General features: G+C 54.4%; 14 protein-coding genes. 9 read left to right on the top strand and 5 right to left on the bottom strand.

Annotated features, from left to right (window positions below; all coding sequences use genetic code 11):
* The first annotated feature begins 91 nt into the window (after window positions 1-91).
* Together metH and HV311_RS23505 are read left to right on the top strand one after the other, a co-directional pair.
* Window positions 92-3,775, top strand: coding sequence for a methionine synthase (gene metH / locus HV311_RS23510; RefSeq protein WP_191220529.1), 3,684 nt, complete (start codon window positions 92-94; stop codon window positions 3,773-3,775).
* Window positions 3,776-3,988: 213 nt separating this feature from the next.
* Window positions 3,989-5,620: a Na/Pi cotransporter family protein gene (locus HV311_RS23505; protein WP_016155327.1), complete on the top strand. Its 1,632-nt coding sequence runs from the start codon at window positions 3,989-3,991 to the stop codon at window positions 5,618-5,620.
* A 56-nt stretch (window positions 5,621-5,676) separates the two neighbouring features.
* On the opposite strand, the gene pepE is transcribed toward HV311_RS23505, so the two are convergent.
* Entirely contained in the window at window positions 5,677-6,366 is a 690-nt protein-coding gene (pepE, locus tag HV311_RS23500; protein WP_016155430.1) for a dipeptidase PepE, read from the bottom strand.
* Between the two features lie 157 nt (window positions 6,367-6,523).
* Complete coding sequence (locus tag HV311_RS23495; protein ID WP_016155329.1) at window positions 6,524-6,943, bottom strand: rhodanese-like domain-containing protein; 420 nt, start codon at window positions 6,941-6,943, stop codon at window positions 6,524-6,526.
* 84 nt (window positions 6,944-7,027) lie between these two features.
* Here HV311_RS23495 and ftrA point away from each other — a divergent pair, with 84 nt between their 5' ends.
* Both ftrA and rluF read left to right on the top strand, forming a co-directional pair.
* Window positions 7,028-8,008, top strand: coding sequence for a transcriptional regulator FtrA (ftrA, locus tag HV311_RS23490; protein WP_191220528.1), 981 nt, complete (start codon window positions 7,028-7,030; stop codon window positions 8,006-8,008).
* Window positions 8,009-8,076: 68 nt separating this feature from the next.
* Window positions 8,077-8,952: a 23S rRNA pseudouridine(2604) synthase RluF gene (gene rluF / locus HV311_RS23485; protein WP_016155331.1), complete on the top strand. Its 876-nt coding sequence runs from the start codon at window positions 8,077-8,079 to the stop codon at window positions 8,950-8,952.
* Here rluF and HV311_RS23480 read toward each other — a convergent pair.
* From HV311_RS23480 to lysC, 3 genes are all read right to left on the bottom strand, one after another.
* On the bottom strand, window positions 8,949-9,221 hold the full coding sequence (locus HV311_RS23480) for a DUF3811 domain-containing protein (RefSeq protein WP_003826541.1): 273 nt from the start codon (window positions 9,219-9,221) through the stop codon (window positions 8,949-8,951). The genes rluF and HV311_RS23480 overlap by 4 nt on opposite strands.
* 101 nt (window positions 9,222-9,322) lie before the next feature.
* The gene (gene panS / locus HV311_RS23475; protein ID WP_016155332.1) at window positions 9,323-10,249 is read right to left on the bottom strand and encodes a ketopantoate/pantoate/pantothenate transporter PanS; all 927 of its coding nucleotides are present in this window, start codon (window positions 10,247-10,249) and stop codon (window positions 9,323-9,325) included.
* 92 nt (window positions 10,250-10,341) lie between these two features.
* Window positions 10,342-11,691 carry a lysine-sensitive aspartokinase 3 gene (gene lysC, locus HV311_RS23470; protein ID WP_047357742.1) on the bottom strand — a complete coding sequence of 450 codons (1,350 nt, stop codon included), beginning with the start codon at window positions 11,689-11,691 and terminating at the stop codon, window positions 10,342-10,344.
* A 302-nt stretch (window positions 11,692-11,993) separates the two neighbouring features.
* On the opposite strand from lysC, the gene pgi reads away from it, so the two are divergent.
* The 5 genes from pgi to HV311_RS23445 all read left to right on the top strand — a co-directional run bounded on the left by pgi (window position 11,994) and on the right by HV311_RS23445 (window position 17,885).
* The gene (pgi, locus tag HV311_RS23465) at window positions 11,994-13,640 is read left to right on the top strand and encodes a glucose-6-phosphate isomerase (protein ID WP_016155434.1); all 1,647 of its coding nucleotides are present in this window, start codon (window positions 11,994-11,996) and stop codon (window positions 13,638-13,640) included.
* 470 nt (window positions 13,641-14,110) lie between these two features.
* Window positions 14,111-14,353 (top strand): exopolysaccharide production protein YjbE, encoded by a 243-nt coding sequence (gene yjbE / locus HV311_RS23460; RefSeq protein ID WP_016155435.1) that lies wholly within the window; start codon window positions 14,111-14,113, stop codon window positions 14,351-14,353.
* Between the two features lie 63 nt (window positions 14,354-14,416).
* Window positions 14,417-15,055, top strand: a complete 639-nt coding sequence (locus HV311_RS23455) for a YjbF family lipoprotein (protein WP_046275310.1) — start codon at window positions 14,417-14,419, stop codon at window positions 15,053-15,055.
* Window positions 15,052-15,789, top strand: coding sequence for a capsule biosynthesis GfcC family protein (locus HV311_RS23450; RefSeq protein ID WP_046275309.1), 738 nt, complete (start codon window positions 15,052-15,054; stop codon window positions 15,787-15,789). Before HV311_RS23455 ends, HV311_RS23450 begins: the two co-directional genes overlap by 4 nt.
* Complete coding sequence (locus HV311_RS23445; RefSeq protein WP_094761853.1) at window positions 15,789-17,885, top strand: YjbH domain-containing protein; 2,097 nt, start codon at window positions 15,789-15,791, stop codon at window positions 17,883-17,885. The genes HV311_RS23450 and HV311_RS23445 overlap by 1 nt, the downstream gene beginning before the upstream one ends.
* The last annotated feature ends 18 nt before the right edge of the window (window positions 17,886-17,903 follow it).

Here is a 17,903-nt window from a genome sequence, read left to right as displayed (position 1 = left end):
TGGCCGTTGTTCTCTTTTCCACCTCTCAGGTTTGTGCCAGTATGGTCTGTTGAGTTTTTTTCGGTCTGGTTGAGCGTTGTCGGGAGCGAGTGTGAGCAGCAAAGTTGAACAATTACGTCAGCAGTTAAATGAACGTATTCTGGTGCTGGACGGCGGTATGGGCACCATGATCCAGGGATATCGTCTGAGCGAAGAGGATTTCCGCGGCGAACGCTTTGCCGACTGGCCGTGCGATCTGAAAGGCAACAACGACCTGTTGGTGCTCAGCAAACCTGAGGTGATCGCCGCCATCCATAACGCCTATTTTGAGGCGGGCGCGGATATCATCGAAACCAACACCTTTAACTCCACGACGATCGCCATGGCGGATTACCAGATGGAATCCCTGTCGGCGGAAATCAACTTTGCAGCAGCCAAACTGGCGCGCGCAGCGGCAGACGAATGGACGGCACGCACACCGGAAAAGCCGCGCTATGTCGCGGGCGTGCTTGGCCCAACCAACCGTACGGCGTCTATCTCGCCTGACGTCAACGACCCGGCTTACCGCAATATTACCTTTGATCAGCTGGTGGCCGCCTACCGTGAATCCACCAAAGCGCTGGTGGAAGGTGGCAGCGACCTGATCCTGATTGAAACCGTCTTCGATACCCTGAACGCCAAAGCCGCTATTTTCGCGGTTAAAACCGAGTTCGAAGCGCTGGGCGTTGAGTTGCCGATTATGCTCTCCGGCACTATCACCGATGCTTCCGGGCGTACGCTCTCCGGTCAGACAACCGAAGCGTTCTATAACTCACTGCGCCACGCCGATGCGCTGACCTTCGGTCTGAACTGCGCCTTAGGCCCGGACGAGTTGCGCCAGTACGTGCAGGAGCTGTCGCGCATTGCCGAATGCTATGTTACCGCGCACCCGAACGCCGGGTTGCCGAACGCCTTTGGCGAATACGATCTTGATGCAGACACCATGGCGGCGCAAATACGCGAGTGGGCGCAAGCGGGCTTCCTCAACGTGGTCGGCGGCTGCTGCGGCACCACGCCGGAACACATCGCCGCGATGAGCCGCGCAGTGGAAGGTTTGCCGCCGCGCCGCTTGCCGGAAATCCCGGTAGCCTGCCGTCTGTCTGGCCTTGAACCGTTGAATATTGGCGACGATAGCCTGTTTGTGAACGTCGGCGAGCGTACCAACGTCACCGGTTCGGCGAAATTTAAGCGACTGATCAAAGAAGAGAAATACAACGAAGCGCTGGATGTCGCCCGTCAGCAGGTGGAAAGCGGCGCACAGATTATCGATATCAACATGGATGAGGGGATGCTCGACGCCGAAGCGGCGATGGTGCGTTTTCTCAACCTTATCGCCGGTGAGCCGGATATCGCCCGCGTGCCGATTATGATCGACTCCTCGAAATGGGACGTCATCGAAAAAGGGCTGAAGTGCATTCAGGGTAAAGGCATCGTTAACTCCATCTCGATGAAAGAGGGGGTTGAGACCTTTATCCACCACGCGAAGTTGCTGCGACGCTACGGTGCCGCAGTGGTGGTGATGGCCTTTGACGAGCAGGGGCAGGCCGACACCCGCGCGCGTAAAATTGAGATTTGCCGGCGGGCGTACAACATTCTTACCGAAGAGGTAGGCTTCCCGCCGGAAGACATCATCTTCGACCCGAACATCTTTGCGGTCGCGACCGGGATTGATGAGCACAACAACTACGCCCAGGACTTTATCGGCGCCTGTGAGGACATCAAACGCGAACTACCGCACGCGCTGATCTCCGGTGGCGTCTCCAACGTGTCGTTCTCCTTCCGTGGTAACGACCCGGTTCGTGAAGCCATTCACGCGGTATTCCTTTACTACGCCATTCGCAACGGCATGGACATGGGGATCGTCAACGCCGGACAACTGGCGATCTACGACGACCTGCCCGCCGAGCTGCGCGATGCGGTTGAAGATGTGATCCTCAACCGTCGTGACGATGGCACCGAGCGTCTGCTGGAGCTGGCTGAGAAATATCGCGGTAGCAAAACTGATGACACTGCCAATGCCCAGATGGCGGAATGGCGCAGTTGGGACGTGAAAAAGCGCCTCGAATATTCGCTGGTGAAAGGCATTACCGAATTTATTGAGCAGGATACTGAAGAAGCTCGCCAGCAGGCCGCGCGTCCGATCGAGGTGATTGAAGGGCCGCTGATGGACGGGATGAACGTGGTTGGCGATCTGTTTGGCGAGGGCAAAATGTTCCTGCCGCAGGTGGTGAAATCCGCCCGCGTGATGAAGCAGGCGGTGGCCTACCTCGAACCGTATATTGAGGCCAGCAAAGAGAAAGGCTCCAGCAACGGCAAGATGGTCATTGCGACCGTGAAGGGCGATGTGCACGATATCGGCAAAAACATCGTTGGTGTGGTGCTGCAATGTAACAACTACGAAATCGTCGATCTTGGCGTGATGGTGCCAGCGGAGAAAATCCTCAGAACGGCACGTGAAGTGAATGCCGATCTGATTGGTCTTTCCGGGCTGATTACCCCGTCGCTGGACGAAATGGTCAACGTGGCGAAAGAGATGGAGCGTCAGGGGTTCACTATTCCATTGCTGATTGGCGGCGCGACCACCTCAAAAGCGCACACGGCGGTGAAAATCGAGCAGAACTACAGTGGCCCGACGGTTTATGTGCAGAACGCCTCGCGTACCGTTGGCGTAGTTGCCGCACTCCTCTCTGACACTCAGCGCGATGACTTTGTCGCCCGTACGCGTAAAGAGTACGAAACCGTGCGTATCCAGCATGCGCGTAAGAAACCGCGGACCCCACCAGTAACGTTACAGGCTGCCCGCGACAACGATCTGGCCTTCGACTGGGAAAACTACACGCCGCCAGTGGCGCACCGCCTCGGCGTACAGAGCGTTGAAGCCAGCATCGAAACGCTGCGCAACTACATCGACTGGACGCCGTTCTTTATGACCTGGTCGCTGGCCGGGAAATACCCGCGCATCCTCGAAGATGAGGTGGTGGGAGAAGAGGCGAAACGTCTGTTTAAAGACGCCAATGACCTGCTGGATAAACTCAGCGCTGAGAAGACCCTGAATCCGCGCGGCGTGGTGGGCTTGTTCCCGGCTAACCGCGTGGGGGACGACATCGAGATTTACCGTGACGAGACGCGTACGCACGTCATCAACGTCAGTCATCACCTGCGCCAGCAGACGGAAAAAGTCGGTTTCGCCAACTACTGCCTGTCTGACTTTGTTGCGCCGAAACTGAGCGGCAAAGCGGATTACATCGGTGCTTTCGCAGTTACCGGCGGTCTGGAGGAAGATGCACTGGCGGACGCCTTCGAAGCCCAGCATGACGACTATAACAAGATCATGGTGAAAGCGATCGCCGACCGCCTGGCGGAAGCGTTCGCGGAATATCTGCACGAGCGCGTGCGTAAAGTCTACTGGGGCTATGCGGCGAATGAGAACCTCAGTAACGAGGAACTGATCCGCGAAAACTACCAGGGAATTCGCCCGGCACCGGGCTATCCGGCTTGCCCGGAACACACCGAAAAGGCCACCATCTGGGAACTGCTGGATGTAGAAGCGCACACCGGGATGAAGCTCACCGAATCCTTCGCGATGTGGCCAGGTGCGTCGGTTTCCGGCTGGTATTTCAGTCATCCAGACAGCAAGTACTACGCCGTGGCGCAAATCCAGCGCGATCAGGTTGAAGATTACGCCTTCCGTAAAGGCATGAGCGTGGCGGAAGTCGAACGTTGGTTAGCGCCTAATCTGGGCTATGACGCTGACTGATTCACAAAACTGTCATCTTTATTTACAACAAACAGGGCACTCAATGAGTGCCTTGTCTCTTTATTACGTTTAAACCCTTATACTGAAAGAACGTTCATCGGTACTGCTTGCCGGATGGCACATTTTTGTCGGCCTGATAAGCGTGGCGTCATCAGGTGTTATGTCATCGCTATGAACCTCAGGAACATATAACGATAAGGAGAACCTGATTCCGTGCTAACTCTGTTACACCTGCTTTCTGCTGTCTCTATGCTGGTTTGGGGTACGCATATTGTGCGCACCGGCGTGATGCGCGTCTTCGGCGCCCGCTTGCGTACCGTACTCAGCCGTAGTGTTGAAAAGAAGCCGCTCGCCTTTTGTGCGGGTATCGGCGTGACGGCGCTGGTGCAAAGCAGCAACGCCACCACCATGCTGGTGACCTCGTTTGTCGCTCAGGACCTCGTCGCGCTCACCCCTGCGCTGGTGATTGTACTCGGCGCCGACGTCGGGACCGCGCTGATGGCGCGTATCCTGACCTTCGATCTCTCCTGGCTGTCGCCACTGCTGATTTTTATCGGCGTGATCTTCTTTCTCGGACGTAAGCAGTCCCGTGTGGGGCAACTGGGGCGGGTTGGTATTGGACTGGGGTTGATTTTACTGGCGCTGGAACTGATTGTGCAGGCGGTAACACCGATCACCCAGGCTAACGGCGTACAGGTTATTTTCGCCTCGCTCACCGGCGATATTATGCTGGATGCGCTGATTGGCGCCATGTTCGCGATTATCAGTTACTCCAGCCTTGCGGCGGTGCTGCTAACGGCAACGCTGACCGCGGCAGGCATTATCTCGTTCCCGGTGGCGTTGTGTCTGGTGATTGGCGCCAACCTCGGCTCTGGCCTGCTGGCGATGCTTAATAACAGCGCCGCTAACGCCGCCGCCCGCCGTGTGGCGCTCGGTAGCCTGCTGTTTAAGCTGGTGGGAAGCCTGATTATCCTGCCGTTTGTTCATCCGTTGGCAAATCTGATGGATGAACTGCCGCTGCCGAAATCTGAACTGGTTATTTACTTCCATGTCTTCTACAACCTGGTGCGCTGCGTGGCGATGGTGCCGTTCGCAGAACCGATGGCGCGTTTTTGTAAGCGCATCATCCGCGATGAGCCGGAGCTGGATGCGCATTTGAAGCCCAAGCATCTGGACGTCAGTGCGCTGGATACGCCGACGCTGGCCCTGGCCAATGCCGCTCGTGAAGCTCTGCGCATCGGCGACGCGATGGAGCAGATGATGGACGGGCTGAAGAAGGTGATGCACGGCGAGCCGCGTGAAGAGAAAGAGCTGCGCAGGATGGCGGACGACATTAACGTGCTATACACGGCAATCAAGCTCTATCTGGCGCGGATGCCAAAGGATGAACTGGCGGAAGAGGAATCACGCCGTTGGGCGGAGATTATCGAAATGTCGCTTAACCTCGAGCAGGCTTCCGATATTGTCGAACGTATGGGCAGTGAGATAGCGGATAAGTCGCTGGCTGCCCGTCGCGCATTCTCCGTGGAAGGATTGAAAGAGCTGGATGCGCTCTTCGATCAACTGCTCAGCAATCTGCAACTGGCGATGTCGGTGTTCTTCTCTGGTGACGTGACCAGCGCCCGTCGTCTGCGCCGTAGCAAGCACCGTTTCCGTATTCTCAACCGTCGGTATTCGCATGCGCACGTTGACCGTCTGCATCAGCAGAACGTGCAGAGCATCGAGACCAGCTCCTTGCACCTGGCGCTGCTGGGCGATATGCAGCGTCTGAACTCGCTGTTTTGTTCCGTGGCCTATAGCGTGCTGGAACAGCCGGATGAGGACGATGAGCGCGACGATTATTGAGTGAGGTGGACCGGTTGGCCGGATAAGGCATTTATGCCGTTATCCGGCAACGTCGGTTAGAAGCAGTGACCTGCTTCGAGGGCAACCGCGTCTTCACCTGCTTTAAAGACGTAAGTAGTGTTCGGACCGCCAAGAACCGCCTGGCCGTTACTCACCTTAATCCAGTTTCCTTCCGGCAAACCAATCACCGTCAGCTCTGGTGCCACAACCAGCAGCTCGCGAATACGCTGTTCACGTGTTTCGCCTTTGTGGCCTTCCGGAAGCGCATTGGTGAAATGTGGGTTAATCTGCAGCGGGAACAGACCCAGGGCATCAAAACCTTTTGGATCGACAATCGGCATGTCGTTGGTGGTGCGGATGGTCTGGCAGGCGAGGTTAGAACCCGCGCTCCAGCCGATGTACAGCGCACCGCGTTTGACGACATCCACAATCGGCGCCAGCAGTCCGCGTTCGCGGCTCTCTTTCAGTAACTGGAAGGTGTTACCCCCGCCGACAATCACCAGTTCTGCGTTTTCAATGGCAGCGATCGGATCGGCAACGGTATGAATGCCAGTAACGTTGACGCCCATTGGCGCAAAGATGGCTGCCGTTTTCGCCGTGTATTCATCCCAGGTTTGCGTCACGCCAGCGAACGGAATAAACACCGCCGTACGGCGACCATTCAACTGCTCAGCAATCAGCGGTAGCGCATGTTCCATCCAGCCTTTGCCCGGCAGCGTCGAGTTACTCAATAAAAGCAGTTCCATCATTTCTCCATGTAATCAGAAAATTACAAACCGCGCTAATGCTACCACTATCAGCGTAACGCCTTACTGATATGGCTCACGATGTTGGAAGGGGGGAAAAGCCGAACGGGTTAACCACAACCTCCTGTTGGAAAAGCCCGTTCGGACTTAACAACGATCAATCTATTGAAACAGCGTCCTTTTGCGTAGTGGCAAACGCCAGGCCTTCGTCCTCCCAGCCCTTAATACCACCAATCATTATTTTCACCGGTCGACCTAGCTGCGCCAACTTCAGCGCCGCGCGATCGGCCCCGTTACAGTGTGGGCCAGCGCAATAGACGACAAACAGTGTGTCCTGTGGCCATTTTTTCAAGGATTCCGTATTTATCTGTCGATGAGGAAGATGAATCGCGCCAGGGATATGACAACGGGAAAAACTCTCTGCACTCCCCACCACATGTAAAAGCACAAAATCTTTGTCGTCAGCAGCCATCGCGGAATGAACGTCAGAACAATCCGTCTCCATATTCAGACGTTGCTGGAAATGGGCGATAGCTTGTGCAGATGAAGCGGCTGGAATATCAGTTACGGTACTCATATTGTTGTTTTCTCTTGTGGTGAAATCAGCTGTTGTGTTACCTCTTATCTCATCAAAAAATTAACCTCGAAACACCCTCTGACCATGACAGATTCCGCCAGGATCATGACAACATCTTCTCGCCCGTTGGTCGTTGCACTCGCTTATGACGGGCTATGTACTTTCGAGTTTGGCGTCGCAGTGGAAGTTTTTGGGCTTCCGCGACCTGAACTGGGAGAGAGCTGGTATCGTTTTGCCGTGGCTTCGGTTGATCAAGGTGAATTAAGGGCAACTGGCGGGGTTCGTATCGTGGTGGACGGTGGATATGAATTGCTGCAGGAAGCAGACACTATTGTCATTCCTGGCTGGCGTGAAGTGAGTTCACCGGTCCCGGAAGCATTATGCGATGCGCTTCGTGAAGCACATCAACGCGGTTGTCGAATCATCTCTATCTGTTCTGGTGTATTTGTTCTGGCTGCGGCAGGTTTGCTGGATGACCGTAAGGCGACGACGCACTGGCGTTACGTCAGTGAACTCCAGCGACGCTTTCCCGCCATCAACGTCGTGGAAGATGTCCTGTATGTCGGTGACCACGACGTGCTCACTTCGGCAGGTAGTGCGGCAGGGATTGATTTATGTTTGCATGTGGTGCGCACTGATTTTGGACTTGAGATTGCCAATAACGTGGCCCGTCGCCTGGTGCTGCAGCCCCACAGGGATGGCAGCCAGACTCAGCAACAATTGCGTCCTGTCGCCCGCAGTCGGGAAAGCCAGCGTTTTGGTCTTTTGCTTGACTGGTTACATAACAATATCGCGCAGAAGCATACTCTTGACGCTCTGGCCAGCCAGGTCGGTATGAGTCCCCGAACGTTGATGCGGCGATTTCAGGAGTCAACGGGGCTTACTCCCGCACGTTGGCTGATGAATGAACGGCTAAACCGTGCGCAGCAGGCGCTCAATACATCCCATATCAGTATTGAGCAGATCGCGCAGCAAACCGGGTTCGGCAGCGCAAACTCTTTGCGTTACCACTTTCAAAAACGATTTGGTATCAGCCCGCAGGCATTACGTAATCAGATGCGATAGCACATTTTCACGCTCTGCTTTTTTATCCCCCGCAAGGTAGGGTATATTTCGCTGTCAAAGGAGAAATTATGCTGCCCGACTCATCCATCCGATTAAATAAATACATCAGTGAAAGCGGAATCTGCTCGCGCCGCGAGGCGGATCGCTTTATCGAACAAGGGAATGTCTTCCTGAATGGTAAACGCGCCACCATTGGCGATCAGGTGATGCCTGGCGACGTCGTAAAAGTGAATGGTCGGTTGATTGAGCCGCGTGAAGCGGAAGATCTGGTTTTTATCGCGCTGAACAAGCCGGTAGGGATTGTCAGCACCACTGAAGACAGCGAACGCGACAACATTGTTGATTTTGTTAACCATAGCAAGCGCGTGTTCCCAATCGGTCGTCTGGACAAAGATTCCCAGGGGCTTATCTTTCTGACCAACCACGGCGACCTGGTGAATAAAATCCTGCGTGCCGGTAACGATCACGAAAAAGAGTATCTGGTGACGGTAGATAAGCCGGTCACTGATGACTTTATCCGTGGGATGAGTGCCGGTGTGCCAATCCTTGGCACCGTCACCAAGAAATGTAAGGTCAAGAAAGAAGCGCCATTTGTGTTTCGCATCACGCTGATTCAGGGGCTGAACCGCCAGATCCGTCGTATGTGCGAGCACTTTGGCTATGAAGTTACTAAGCTTGAGCGTACACGTATCATGAACGTTGGTCTGTCCGGCCTGCCGCTGGGTGAATGGCGCGACCTGACGGATGACGAACTGATCGACCTGTTCAAGCTGATTGAGAACTCGTCCTCAGAAGCCAAACCGAAGGCGAAAGCGAAGCCAAAAACCGCAGGCATTAAGCGCCCGGTGGTGAAAATCGAAAAATCGGCTGAGAAAGAGAAATCGCGCCCGGCGGCAAACGGGAAGCGTTTTACCTCGCCGGGGCGTAAGAAGAAAGGGCGTTAACGTCTGCCGCGCGTTGGGGTATTCGCTGACCAGGAAAATGATGCTTCCGCATCCGGTTTATAAGCCTGCTTTTTCTTCAACTGGCGGGCTTTTTTAGCTTCTGCTTCGCGCAAGGCCATCAGTTTATCGATGTACTCTTTCTTGATGCTGTTGGTCTCAGCGTTGGTCAGCAGCCGACCATGCGCAATGCGCGCGCGGTCGAGCAGCGTTTTCAGTTCACGCTGTTCGCGCTCGGTCATCTCTTTTTGGGTAATGCGGGGGAGTGCCATAAGGGTGCCCTCTGTTAGCCGATATCCGCAGTGTACGGCAAAGTGCAGAGGCTGGGTAGGCCGGATAAGGTGTTAGCCGCTATCCGGCCTGCCGCCGTCAATTAGCGGCGTTCTTTTTCTTTAATCGGTTTACCGGACCAGTAACCTGCCAGCAGCGAACCGGAAAGGTTATGCCAGACCGAGAACAACGCGCCGGGCAGCGCCGCAAGCGGGCCAAAGTAGATTTTGCCCAGCGCAGCGGCAAGCCCTGAATTCTGCATGCCCACTTCAATAGCCAACGTACGACAGGTTGACTCGTCGAAACCAAACAGTTTTCCGCCCCAGTAGCCGCCGAGCAAGCCAATGGTGTTATGCAGGATCACGGCGATAATCACCACAAAGCCGACGGACGCAATGTGCGAGGCGGACCCCGCCACGACGGCGCTGATGATCGCCAGGATGCACAGCATAGAAAACGCCGGCAGATACGGTTCCACGGCTTTTACGACGCGTGGGAACAGATGGTGAATGACCAGCCCCAAAGCAATCGGAATGACCACGATCTGCAGAATACTCAGCAGCATACCCATCACATCCACCTGGATATGCGCGTCGACATACAGCCGTGTCAGCAGCGGCGTGGCGACAACGCCGACCAGCGTTGAAACCGATGAAATAGTCACGGAGAGCGCCACATCACCTTTTGCCAGATAGATCATGACGTTCGATGCGGTTCCGCTGGCGACGCTACCGACCAGCACCATCCCTGCCGACAGTTCCGGCGGCATATTAAATGCCAGCGCCAAAATCCATGCGGCGAGCGGCATCACCAGATAGTGCAGGAAAATACCCGCCGCGACAGGTGCGGGGCGTGAGAGTACGCGTTTAAAGTCGTCCACCTTCAGGTGAACGCCCATGCCGAACATGATCAGCATCAGCAACGACGGTACGAATGGCCCGACAGGCGTAAAGGTGGAGGGCGTGTAATACGCAATAACAGAGAGCAGCAGCGCCCATAACGGGAACAGCCGCGTGAGAGTAGCGAGCATGTTATCTTCCTTGCGATTGAAATGTGTTGTGTTGTTATAAAAAAGCCGGGTTCGAGCCCGGCTATAGTTATTGTTTATCGCGTGATGAAATATTATTCAAACAAATTATGATGTAGCTTCTGTACCACCTGTTCGGCTTCGCTACCGGGCACCAGGAAGCACAGGTTATGGCTGGACGCGCCGTAGCAAATCATGCGGATGTTGAACGGTTCCAGTACACCAAATACCTCTTTACCCACGCCGCAGGCTTTGGACAGGTCGTTGCCAATCAACGCCACCAGCGCCAGGCCTTCTTCGACTTCAACCCGGCACAGGGCAGACAGTTCCATCAGCAGAGACTGCGTTAACAGCGTATCGCCGGTGGAGGTTGAACCGGTGGTATCCAGCGTCAGCGCTACGCTGACTTCAGATGTGGTAATTAAATCTACCGAGATATTGTGGCGTGCAAGGATGCCGAACACTTCTGCTAAAAAGCCGCGAGAGTGCAGCATATTCAGGCTATGCAGCGTCAGCAGCGTCTGCTTACGGCGTAGCGCCAGCGCACGGAACAGCGGTGGATTCGCGGTTTTATTGCAGACCAGCGTACCGCCTGCTTTTGGATCCTTGCTGGAGCCAACAAATACCGGGATATCGCTACGTACGGCCGGCAACAGGGTTGCCGGGTGCAGCACTTTCGCGCCAAAGGTCGCCATTTCCGCGGCCTCTTCAAAAGCGATTTCATCAATACGCTGCGCAGCAGGAACAACGCGCGGATCGGTAGTGTAAATGCCAGGAACATCGGTCCAGATATCGACGCGCGTTGCGTGCAGCGCTTCGGCCAGCAGGGCGGCTGTATAATCGCTACCGCCGCGCCCCAACGTGGTGGTGCGACCTTTGCCTTCGCTGCCGATAAAACCCTGAGTGATTACCAGACCTTCGCTCAGACGCGGGGCCAACTGAAGCGTTGCCAGTTCAGCCAGCGTCGCGACGTCGGGTTCTGCGCGACCAAAACGATCGTTGGTGCGCATCACTTTACGCACGTCAAACCACTGCGCTTGCACGTTGCGTTCACGCAGGATTTCGACGAACAACAGGGTAGACATCAGTTCACCGTGGCTGACCAGTTCGTCGGTCAGGGCGGTTGAGGTCGCCAGTGACGCCGCTTCTGCCAGCGTGGTGATGTTTTCCAGCAGACGTTCAATCTCTTCACGAATTACGTTTGGATAACGCAGGCGTTCCAGAATATTGAACTGAATTTGACGAATGGCGTCGAGTTTTTCGAAGCGCTCGGTTGGCTCCAGCCCTTCAGCCAGTGCGACCAGCAGGTTGGTAATTCCAGCGGAAGCGGAAAGTACCACTACACGGACGTTAGCATCAGAAAGCACCACATCAGCGCTGCGATTCATGGCATCAAAATCCGCCACGCTGGTACCGCCAAACTTGGAGACAACTACATCAGTCATAACTACCTCGTGTCAGGGAATGAATAGAGCGACCATGGCACATAAGGCAGAACGAAAACCGGTGCAGGCGCAAATGCAAATACCGTATTTATAAATAAAATGTGTAGCTTGCACTGTCAACGCTGGGATTATGCGGATTTTTCATGCTGCGTTTCCGTTCAGTAACAGCGCTTATAACATCTATACTTTTTACCCTGGTTCGATGGATACAAGGGCGATGGCATTAAAACAATCACACTTTTCTGTGACTGGCGTTACAATCGATCTCAGTCACAATTCTCAAAATCAGAAGAGTATTGCTAATGAAAAACATCAATCCAACGCAGACCTCAGCCTGGCAGGCACTACAAAAACACTTTGAAGAGATGAAAGACGTTACTATCGCGGATCTGTTCGCGAAAGATAGCGATCGTTTCGCTAAATTTTCCGCTACGTTTGACGATCTGATGCTGGTGGATTTCTCCAAAAACCGCATCACTGAAGAGACGCTGGCTAAACTGCAGGATCTGGCGAAAGAGACCGATTTGGCAGGCGCCATCAAGTCCATGTTCTCCGGTGAGAAAATTAACCGCACTGAAGATCGTGCCGTGCTGCACGTGGCGCTGCGCAACCGTAGCAACACTCCAATCATCGTTGACGGCAAAGATGTGATGCCGGAAGTGAACGCGGTGCTGGAGAAGATGAAATCCTTCTCTGAAGCGATTATCTCCGGAAGCTGGAAAGGCTATACCGGTAAAGCCATTACTGATGTCGTGAACATCGGTATCGGCGGTTCAGACCTCGGCCCGTTCATGGTGACCGAAGCGCTGCGCCCGTACAAAAATCACCTGAACATGCATTTTGTGTCTAACGTCGATGGTACGCACATTGCCGAAGTGCTGAAGAAAGTGAATCCGGAGACTACGCTGTTCCTGGTCGCTTCCAAAACCTTCACCACTCAGGAAACCATGACTAACGCCCACAGCGCGCGCGACTGGTTCCTGGCGACCGCTGGCGACAACAAGCACGTTGCCAAACACTTCGCAGCGCTCTCCACTAACGGTAAAGCGGTTGGCGAGTTCGGTATTGATACCGCCAATATGTTCGAGTTCTGGGACTGGGTTGGCGGTCGTTACTCCCTGTGGTCTGCAATCGGTCTGTCCATCATCCTTTCTGTGGGCTTCGACAACTTTGTTGAGCTGCTTTCTGGCGCGCACGCCATGGACAAACACTTCTCCACCACTCCGGCGGAGAAAAACCTGCCGGTGCTGCTGGCGCTGATCGGTATCTGGTACAACAATTTCTTCGGTGCTGAAACCGAAGCGATTCTGCCGTACGACCAGTATATGCACCGTTTCGCGGCCTACTTCCAGCAGGGCAATATGGAATCCAACGGTAAATACGTTGACCGTAACGGCAATGCGGTGGATTACCAGACAGGCCCAATCATCTGGGGTGAGCCGGGTACTAACGGTCAGCATGCGTTCTACCAACTGATTCATCAGGGTACCAAAATGGTTCCGTGCGATTTCATCGCTCCGGCAATCACCCACAACCCGCTGTCGGATCACCATCCGAAACTGCTGTCTAACTTCTTCGCCCAGACCGAAGCGCTGGCTTTTGGTAAATCTCGTGAAGTGGTTGAGCAGGAATACCGCGACCAGGGTAAAGATCCGGCAACGCTTGACCACGTTGTGCCGTTCAAAGTGTTCGAAGGTAACCGTCCAACTAACTCCATCCTGCTGCGCGAAATCACACCGTTCAGCTTGGGTGCGCTGATTGCACTGTACGAGCACAAAATCTTCACTCAGGGCGCGATCCTGAATATCTTCACCTTTGACCAGTGGGGCGTTGAGCTGGGCAAACAGCTGGCGAATCGCATTCTGCCAGAGCTGAATGATGATAAAGAAATCACCAGCCATGATTGCTCAACTAACGGTTTGATTAACCGTTATAAGTCCTGGCGTTAATCTGCTTCTTCCTTCGAGCCGCAGCGCTGTTGGCTGCGTTCGTTAACCCCGGTCGCATAGCTATCTATGCTCCCGGGGATTCACGAGCTTGCCGCCTTGCTGCAATTCGAATGAATTTGCAGATTACTTATAAAAAAAGGCGATATTAATATCGGCTTTTTTTATAATCTGGCTCCCGAATATCTACGCTTTTGCTTTACACCTTTATTGAGCTTAATCCTAAAATAATTCATTCAACGTTATCTTGTTTCTGGTTTTTTCAGAATTACCGGATGTTGTGTTTTTGTTTTTATATTTTAAATTTATGATTGTATTGATTTAATTGTCTGACGTTAATCATTTTATTTCTTGCTATCTAATTATCCTAAATTCCCGCCTGGCGTAATTTGCACACTTTGGCTTGTGTATACTCGATCTCGCCCGAAATTCTTTTGGGTAAATCTCCATTCATACAATGAAGGGAATTTGTGATGAAAAAAGTTCTGTATGGCCTTTGGGCTATATCTGCGCTTGCGGCGACTTCTGTCTATGCTGCCCCCGTTCAGGTGGGTGAGGCTGCAGGGTCGGCTGCCGCGTCGGTTTCGGCAGGAAGTTCCTCCGCAACCAGCGCGAGCACCGTAAGTTCTGCGGTGGGGGTTGCCCTTGCGGCAACCGGTGGCGGCGATGGTTCTAACACCGGAACCACAACCACCACAACCACCAGTACCCAGTAATACCGGTACGTTTAATTCTAACCACACTTCGGTGTGGTTATTTTGCCGCTGCGGAGAAATGTCGTGAAGCGACCAGCGCTGATAATGGTTTGCCTGTTATTACAGGCGTGCTCAGCCACCACCGAAGGGCTGGGTCATTCGCTATGGGATAGCGTGTTTGGTACTCCCGGCGTACAGATGACGGACGATGAAATCAAAAACATGCCCTACGCCAGCCAGTACATGCAGCTCAACGGCGGCCCACAACTGTTTGTGGTACTCGCGTTCGCGGAAAACGGACAGCAGAAATGGGTGACTCAGGATCGGGCCATTCTCGTCACGCAGTCTGGGCGCATGGTGAAAACGCATCTCGGCGGGGATAACCTGATCGAGGTGAATAATCTCGCGGCAGATCCGCTCATCAAACCAAACCAGATAGTCGATGGGGCAACGTGGACCCGCACGATGGGCTGGACCGAACATCAGCAGGTGCGCTATGCCACCGCCCGCTCGGTTTTCGAATGGGATGGCACTGACACCATTAAGGTTGGTAGCGAAGATACGCCAGTACGAATCCTTGACGAAGAAGTCACCACCGATCAAACGCGCTGGCATAACCGCTACTGGATCGACAGCGAAGGGCAGATTCGCCAATCGGAACAGTATCTTGGCGCACGTTACTTCCCGGTGAAAACCACGCTGATTAAGGCGGCAAAATCATGATGAAACGAGCCGTTGTGGCGCTGCTATTGAGCCTGAGCGCAGCGTCAGTTTTTGCTGCGGGTAGCGTTAAGGTCTTTACCTCCGCCAGCGAAGAGCCAAAGACGCTGACCGGGGCCGAACATCTGCTCGACCTGGTTGGGCAGCCGCGGTTGAGTAATAGCTGGTGGCCAGGAGCGGTTATCAGCGAAGAGCGGGCAACGACGGAAGCAGAGCGTCAGCAGCAGGCATTACTGGCTCGTCTGGCGATGCTCAGCGCTGAAGAAAGTGGTGACGATGCCGCGGCTATCAACGCATTACGCCAACAAATTCAGGCGCTGAAAGTGACCGGCAGACAGAAGATTAATCTCGACCCGGATGTTGTGCGCGTCAGTGAGCGAGGCAACCCGCCGTTGCAGGGCAATTACACGCTGTGGGTCGGACCGCAGCCAACGGATATAACGCTGTTTGGCCTGCTAAGTCATCCGGGTAAACAACCGTTTATGCCCGGGCGCGATATCGCCAGCTATCTCGATGGGCAACGTCGGCTCAGCGGCGCAGATCGTAGCTATGCCTGGGTCATCTATCCCGACGGACGCACGCAAAAAGTCCCGGTCGCCTACTGGAACAAACGTCACGTTGAGCCGATGCCCGGCAGCATCATTTTTGTCGGACTCTCTGATGCTGTCTGGCGCAGCACCCCGGATGAAATCAATGCCGACATTCTTCGCACCCTGACCCAGCGGATACCCGAATAATGAGAAAAACTTATCTGCTCAGCTTACTGGCGCTGGGCGTAAGCGTTGCCTGCCACGGTGAAACCTGGCCCGCGCCCATTGGACCTTCCCAGTCCGATTTTGGCGGCGTGGGACTGCTGCAAACCCCAACCGCACGCATGGCGCGTGAAGGCGAAATGAGCCTTAACTACCGCGATAACGATCAATACCGTTACTACTCTGCGTCGGTACAACTCTTCCCCTGGCTGGAAACCACCCTGCGCTATACCGATGTGCGTACCAAAAAATACAGCGGCGTGGAGTCGTTTTCTGGCGATCAGACTTATAAAGATAAGGCTTTTGATCTCAAACTTCGCCTGTGGGAAGAGAGCTACTGGATGCCGCAGGTGGCGGTTGGCGCGCGGGATATCGGTGGTACCGGCCTGTTTGATGCGGAGTATGTGGTGGCGAACAAAGCCTGGGGCCCATTTGATTTCTCTCTCGGCCTTGGTTGGGGATATCTCGGGACCAGCGGTAACGTTAGCAATCCGTTTTGCTCATACAGTGATAAATTCTGCCATCGCGATAACAGCTACAAGCAGGCCGGTTCTATTGACGGTAGCCAGATGTTCCACGGCCCGGCGTCGCTGTTTGGCGGCGTAGAGTATCAGACTCCCTGGCAGCCGCTGCGCCTGAAACTGGAGTATGAAGGTAATAATTACCAGCAGGATTTTGCCGGCAAGTTGGATCAGAAGAGCAAGTTTAACGTCGGCGCTATTTATCGCGTCACCGATTGGGCCGACGTTAACCTCAGCTATGAGCGCGGGAACACCTTGATGTTTGGGGTCACGCTGCGGACTAACTTTAACGATCTGCGACCAAACTATAACGACAATACCCGCCCGAAATATCAACCACAGCCGCAGGATGCCATCCTGCAACATTCGGTGGTGGCGAATCAGTTAACGCTGCTGAAATATAATGCCGGGCTGGCGGATCCTAAAATTCAGGTGCAGGGCGATACGCTGTATGTGACGGGTGAACAGGTGAAATACCGTGATTCGCGCGAAGGGATCGAGCGTGCTAACCGGATCGTGATGAACGATCTTCCCGATGGGATCCGCACGATCCGCATTACGGAAAATCGCCTTAACTTGCCGCAGGTGACGACCGAAACGGAGGTTTCCAGCCTCAAGCGCCATCTGGAAGGCGAGCCGTTGGGCCATGAAACTCAACTGGCACAAAAACGCGTCGAACCCGAGGTACCGAAAACGACCGAGCAGGGCTGGTATATTGATAAGTCACGCTTCAATTTCCACATCGATCCGGTGCTAAATCAGTCGGTGGGCGGCCCGGAAAACTTCTATATGTATCAGTTGGGCGTGATGGGAACGGCGGATTTGTGGGTTACCGATCATCTGCTGACCACCGGGAGTTTGTTCGCCAACCTCGCCAATAACTATGACAAGTTTAACTACACCAACCCGCCGCAGGATTCGCATTTACCACGCGTGCGTACCCATGTGCGTGAGTATGTGCAAAACGATGTCTACGTGAATAATCTGCAGGCCAACTACTTCCAGTCACTCGGAAACGGGTTCTACGGACAGGTTTACGGTGGCTACCTGGAAACTATGTACGGCGGAGCGGGGGCAGAAGTGCTGTATCGCCCGCTGGACAGCAACTGGGCGTTTGGTGTAGATGCCAACTACGTGAAACAGCGTGACTGGCGCAGCGCGCAGGACATGATGAAGTTCACCGACTACAGCGTGAAGACCGGGCATTTGACGGCTTACTGGAATCCTTCGTTCGCCCAGGATGTACTGGTGAAAGCCAGCGTGGGGCAGTATCTGGCGGGGGATAAGGGCGGAACGCTGGAAGTGGCGAAACGCTTTGACAGCGGCGTAGTGGTGGGCGGCTATGCGACCATCACCGACGCCTCGCCGGATGAGTACGGAGAGGGTGATTTTACCAAAGGGGTGTACGTTTCCGTGCCGCTGGATCTGTTCTCGTCAGGCCCAACCCGCAGCCGTGCGGCGATTGGTTGGACGCCGTTAACACGCGATGGCGGCCAGCAGCTTGGACGTAAGTTTGGTCTGTACGACATGACCAGCGACAGGAGTGAAAACTTCCGCTGATAGATGGCCGGATGGGAC

Source organism: Citrobacter sp. RHBSTW-00881, assembly GCF_013728515.1.
Classification (GTDB): domain Bacteria; phylum Pseudomonadota; class Gammaproteobacteria; order Enterobacterales; family Enterobacteriaceae; genus Citrobacter; species Citrobacter braakii.
This window is presented reverse-complemented; position numbering and strand designations above follow the sequence as displayed.

What these genes read in the sequence shown, in the direction of transcription:
- panS (WP_016155332.1), bottom strand. Translation starts at nt 10,249, where the DNA reads ATGCTCGCTACTCTCACGCGGCTGTTCCCGTTATGGGCGCTGCTGCTC.
- HV311_RS23480 (WP_003826541.1), bottom strand. Translation starts at nt 9,221, where the DNA reads ATGGCACTCCCCCGCATTACCCAAAAAGAGATGACCGAGCGCGAACAG.
- HV311_RS23445 (WP_094761853.1), top strand. Translation starts at nt 15,789, where the DNA reads ATGAGAAAAACTTATCTGCTCAGCTTACTGGCGCTGGGCGTAAGCGTT.
- yjbE (WP_016155435.1), top strand. Translation starts at nt 14,111, where the DNA reads ATGAAAAAAGTTCTGTATGGCCTTTGGGCTATATCTGCGCTTGCGGCG.
- HV311_RS23495 (WP_016155329.1), bottom strand. Translation starts at nt 6,943, where the DNA reads ATGAGTACCGTAACTGATATTCCAGCCGCTTCATCTGCACAAGCTATC.
- pepE (WP_016155430.1), bottom strand. Translation starts at nt 6,366, where the DNA reads ATGGAACTGCTTTTATTGAGTAACTCGACGCTGCCGGGCAAAGGCTGG.
- rluF (WP_016155331.1), top strand. Translation starts at nt 8,077, where the DNA reads ATGCTGCCCGACTCATCCATCCGATTAAATAAATACATCAGTGAAAGC.
- lysC (WP_047357742.1), bottom strand. Translation starts at nt 11,691, where the DNA reads ATGACTGATGTAGTTGTCTCCAAGTTTGGCGGTACCAGCGTGGCGGAT.
- pgi (WP_016155434.1), top strand. Translation starts at nt 11,994, where the DNA reads ATGAAAAACATCAATCCAACGCAGACCTCAGCCTGGCAGGCACTACAA.
- HV311_RS23450 (WP_046275309.1), top strand. Translation starts at nt 15,052, where the DNA reads ATGATGAAACGAGCCGTTGTGGCGCTGCTATTGAGCCTGAGCGCAGCG.
- ftrA (WP_191220528.1), top strand. Translation starts at nt 7,028, where the DNA reads ATGACAGATTCCGCCAGGATCATGACAACATCTTCTCGCCCGTTGGTC.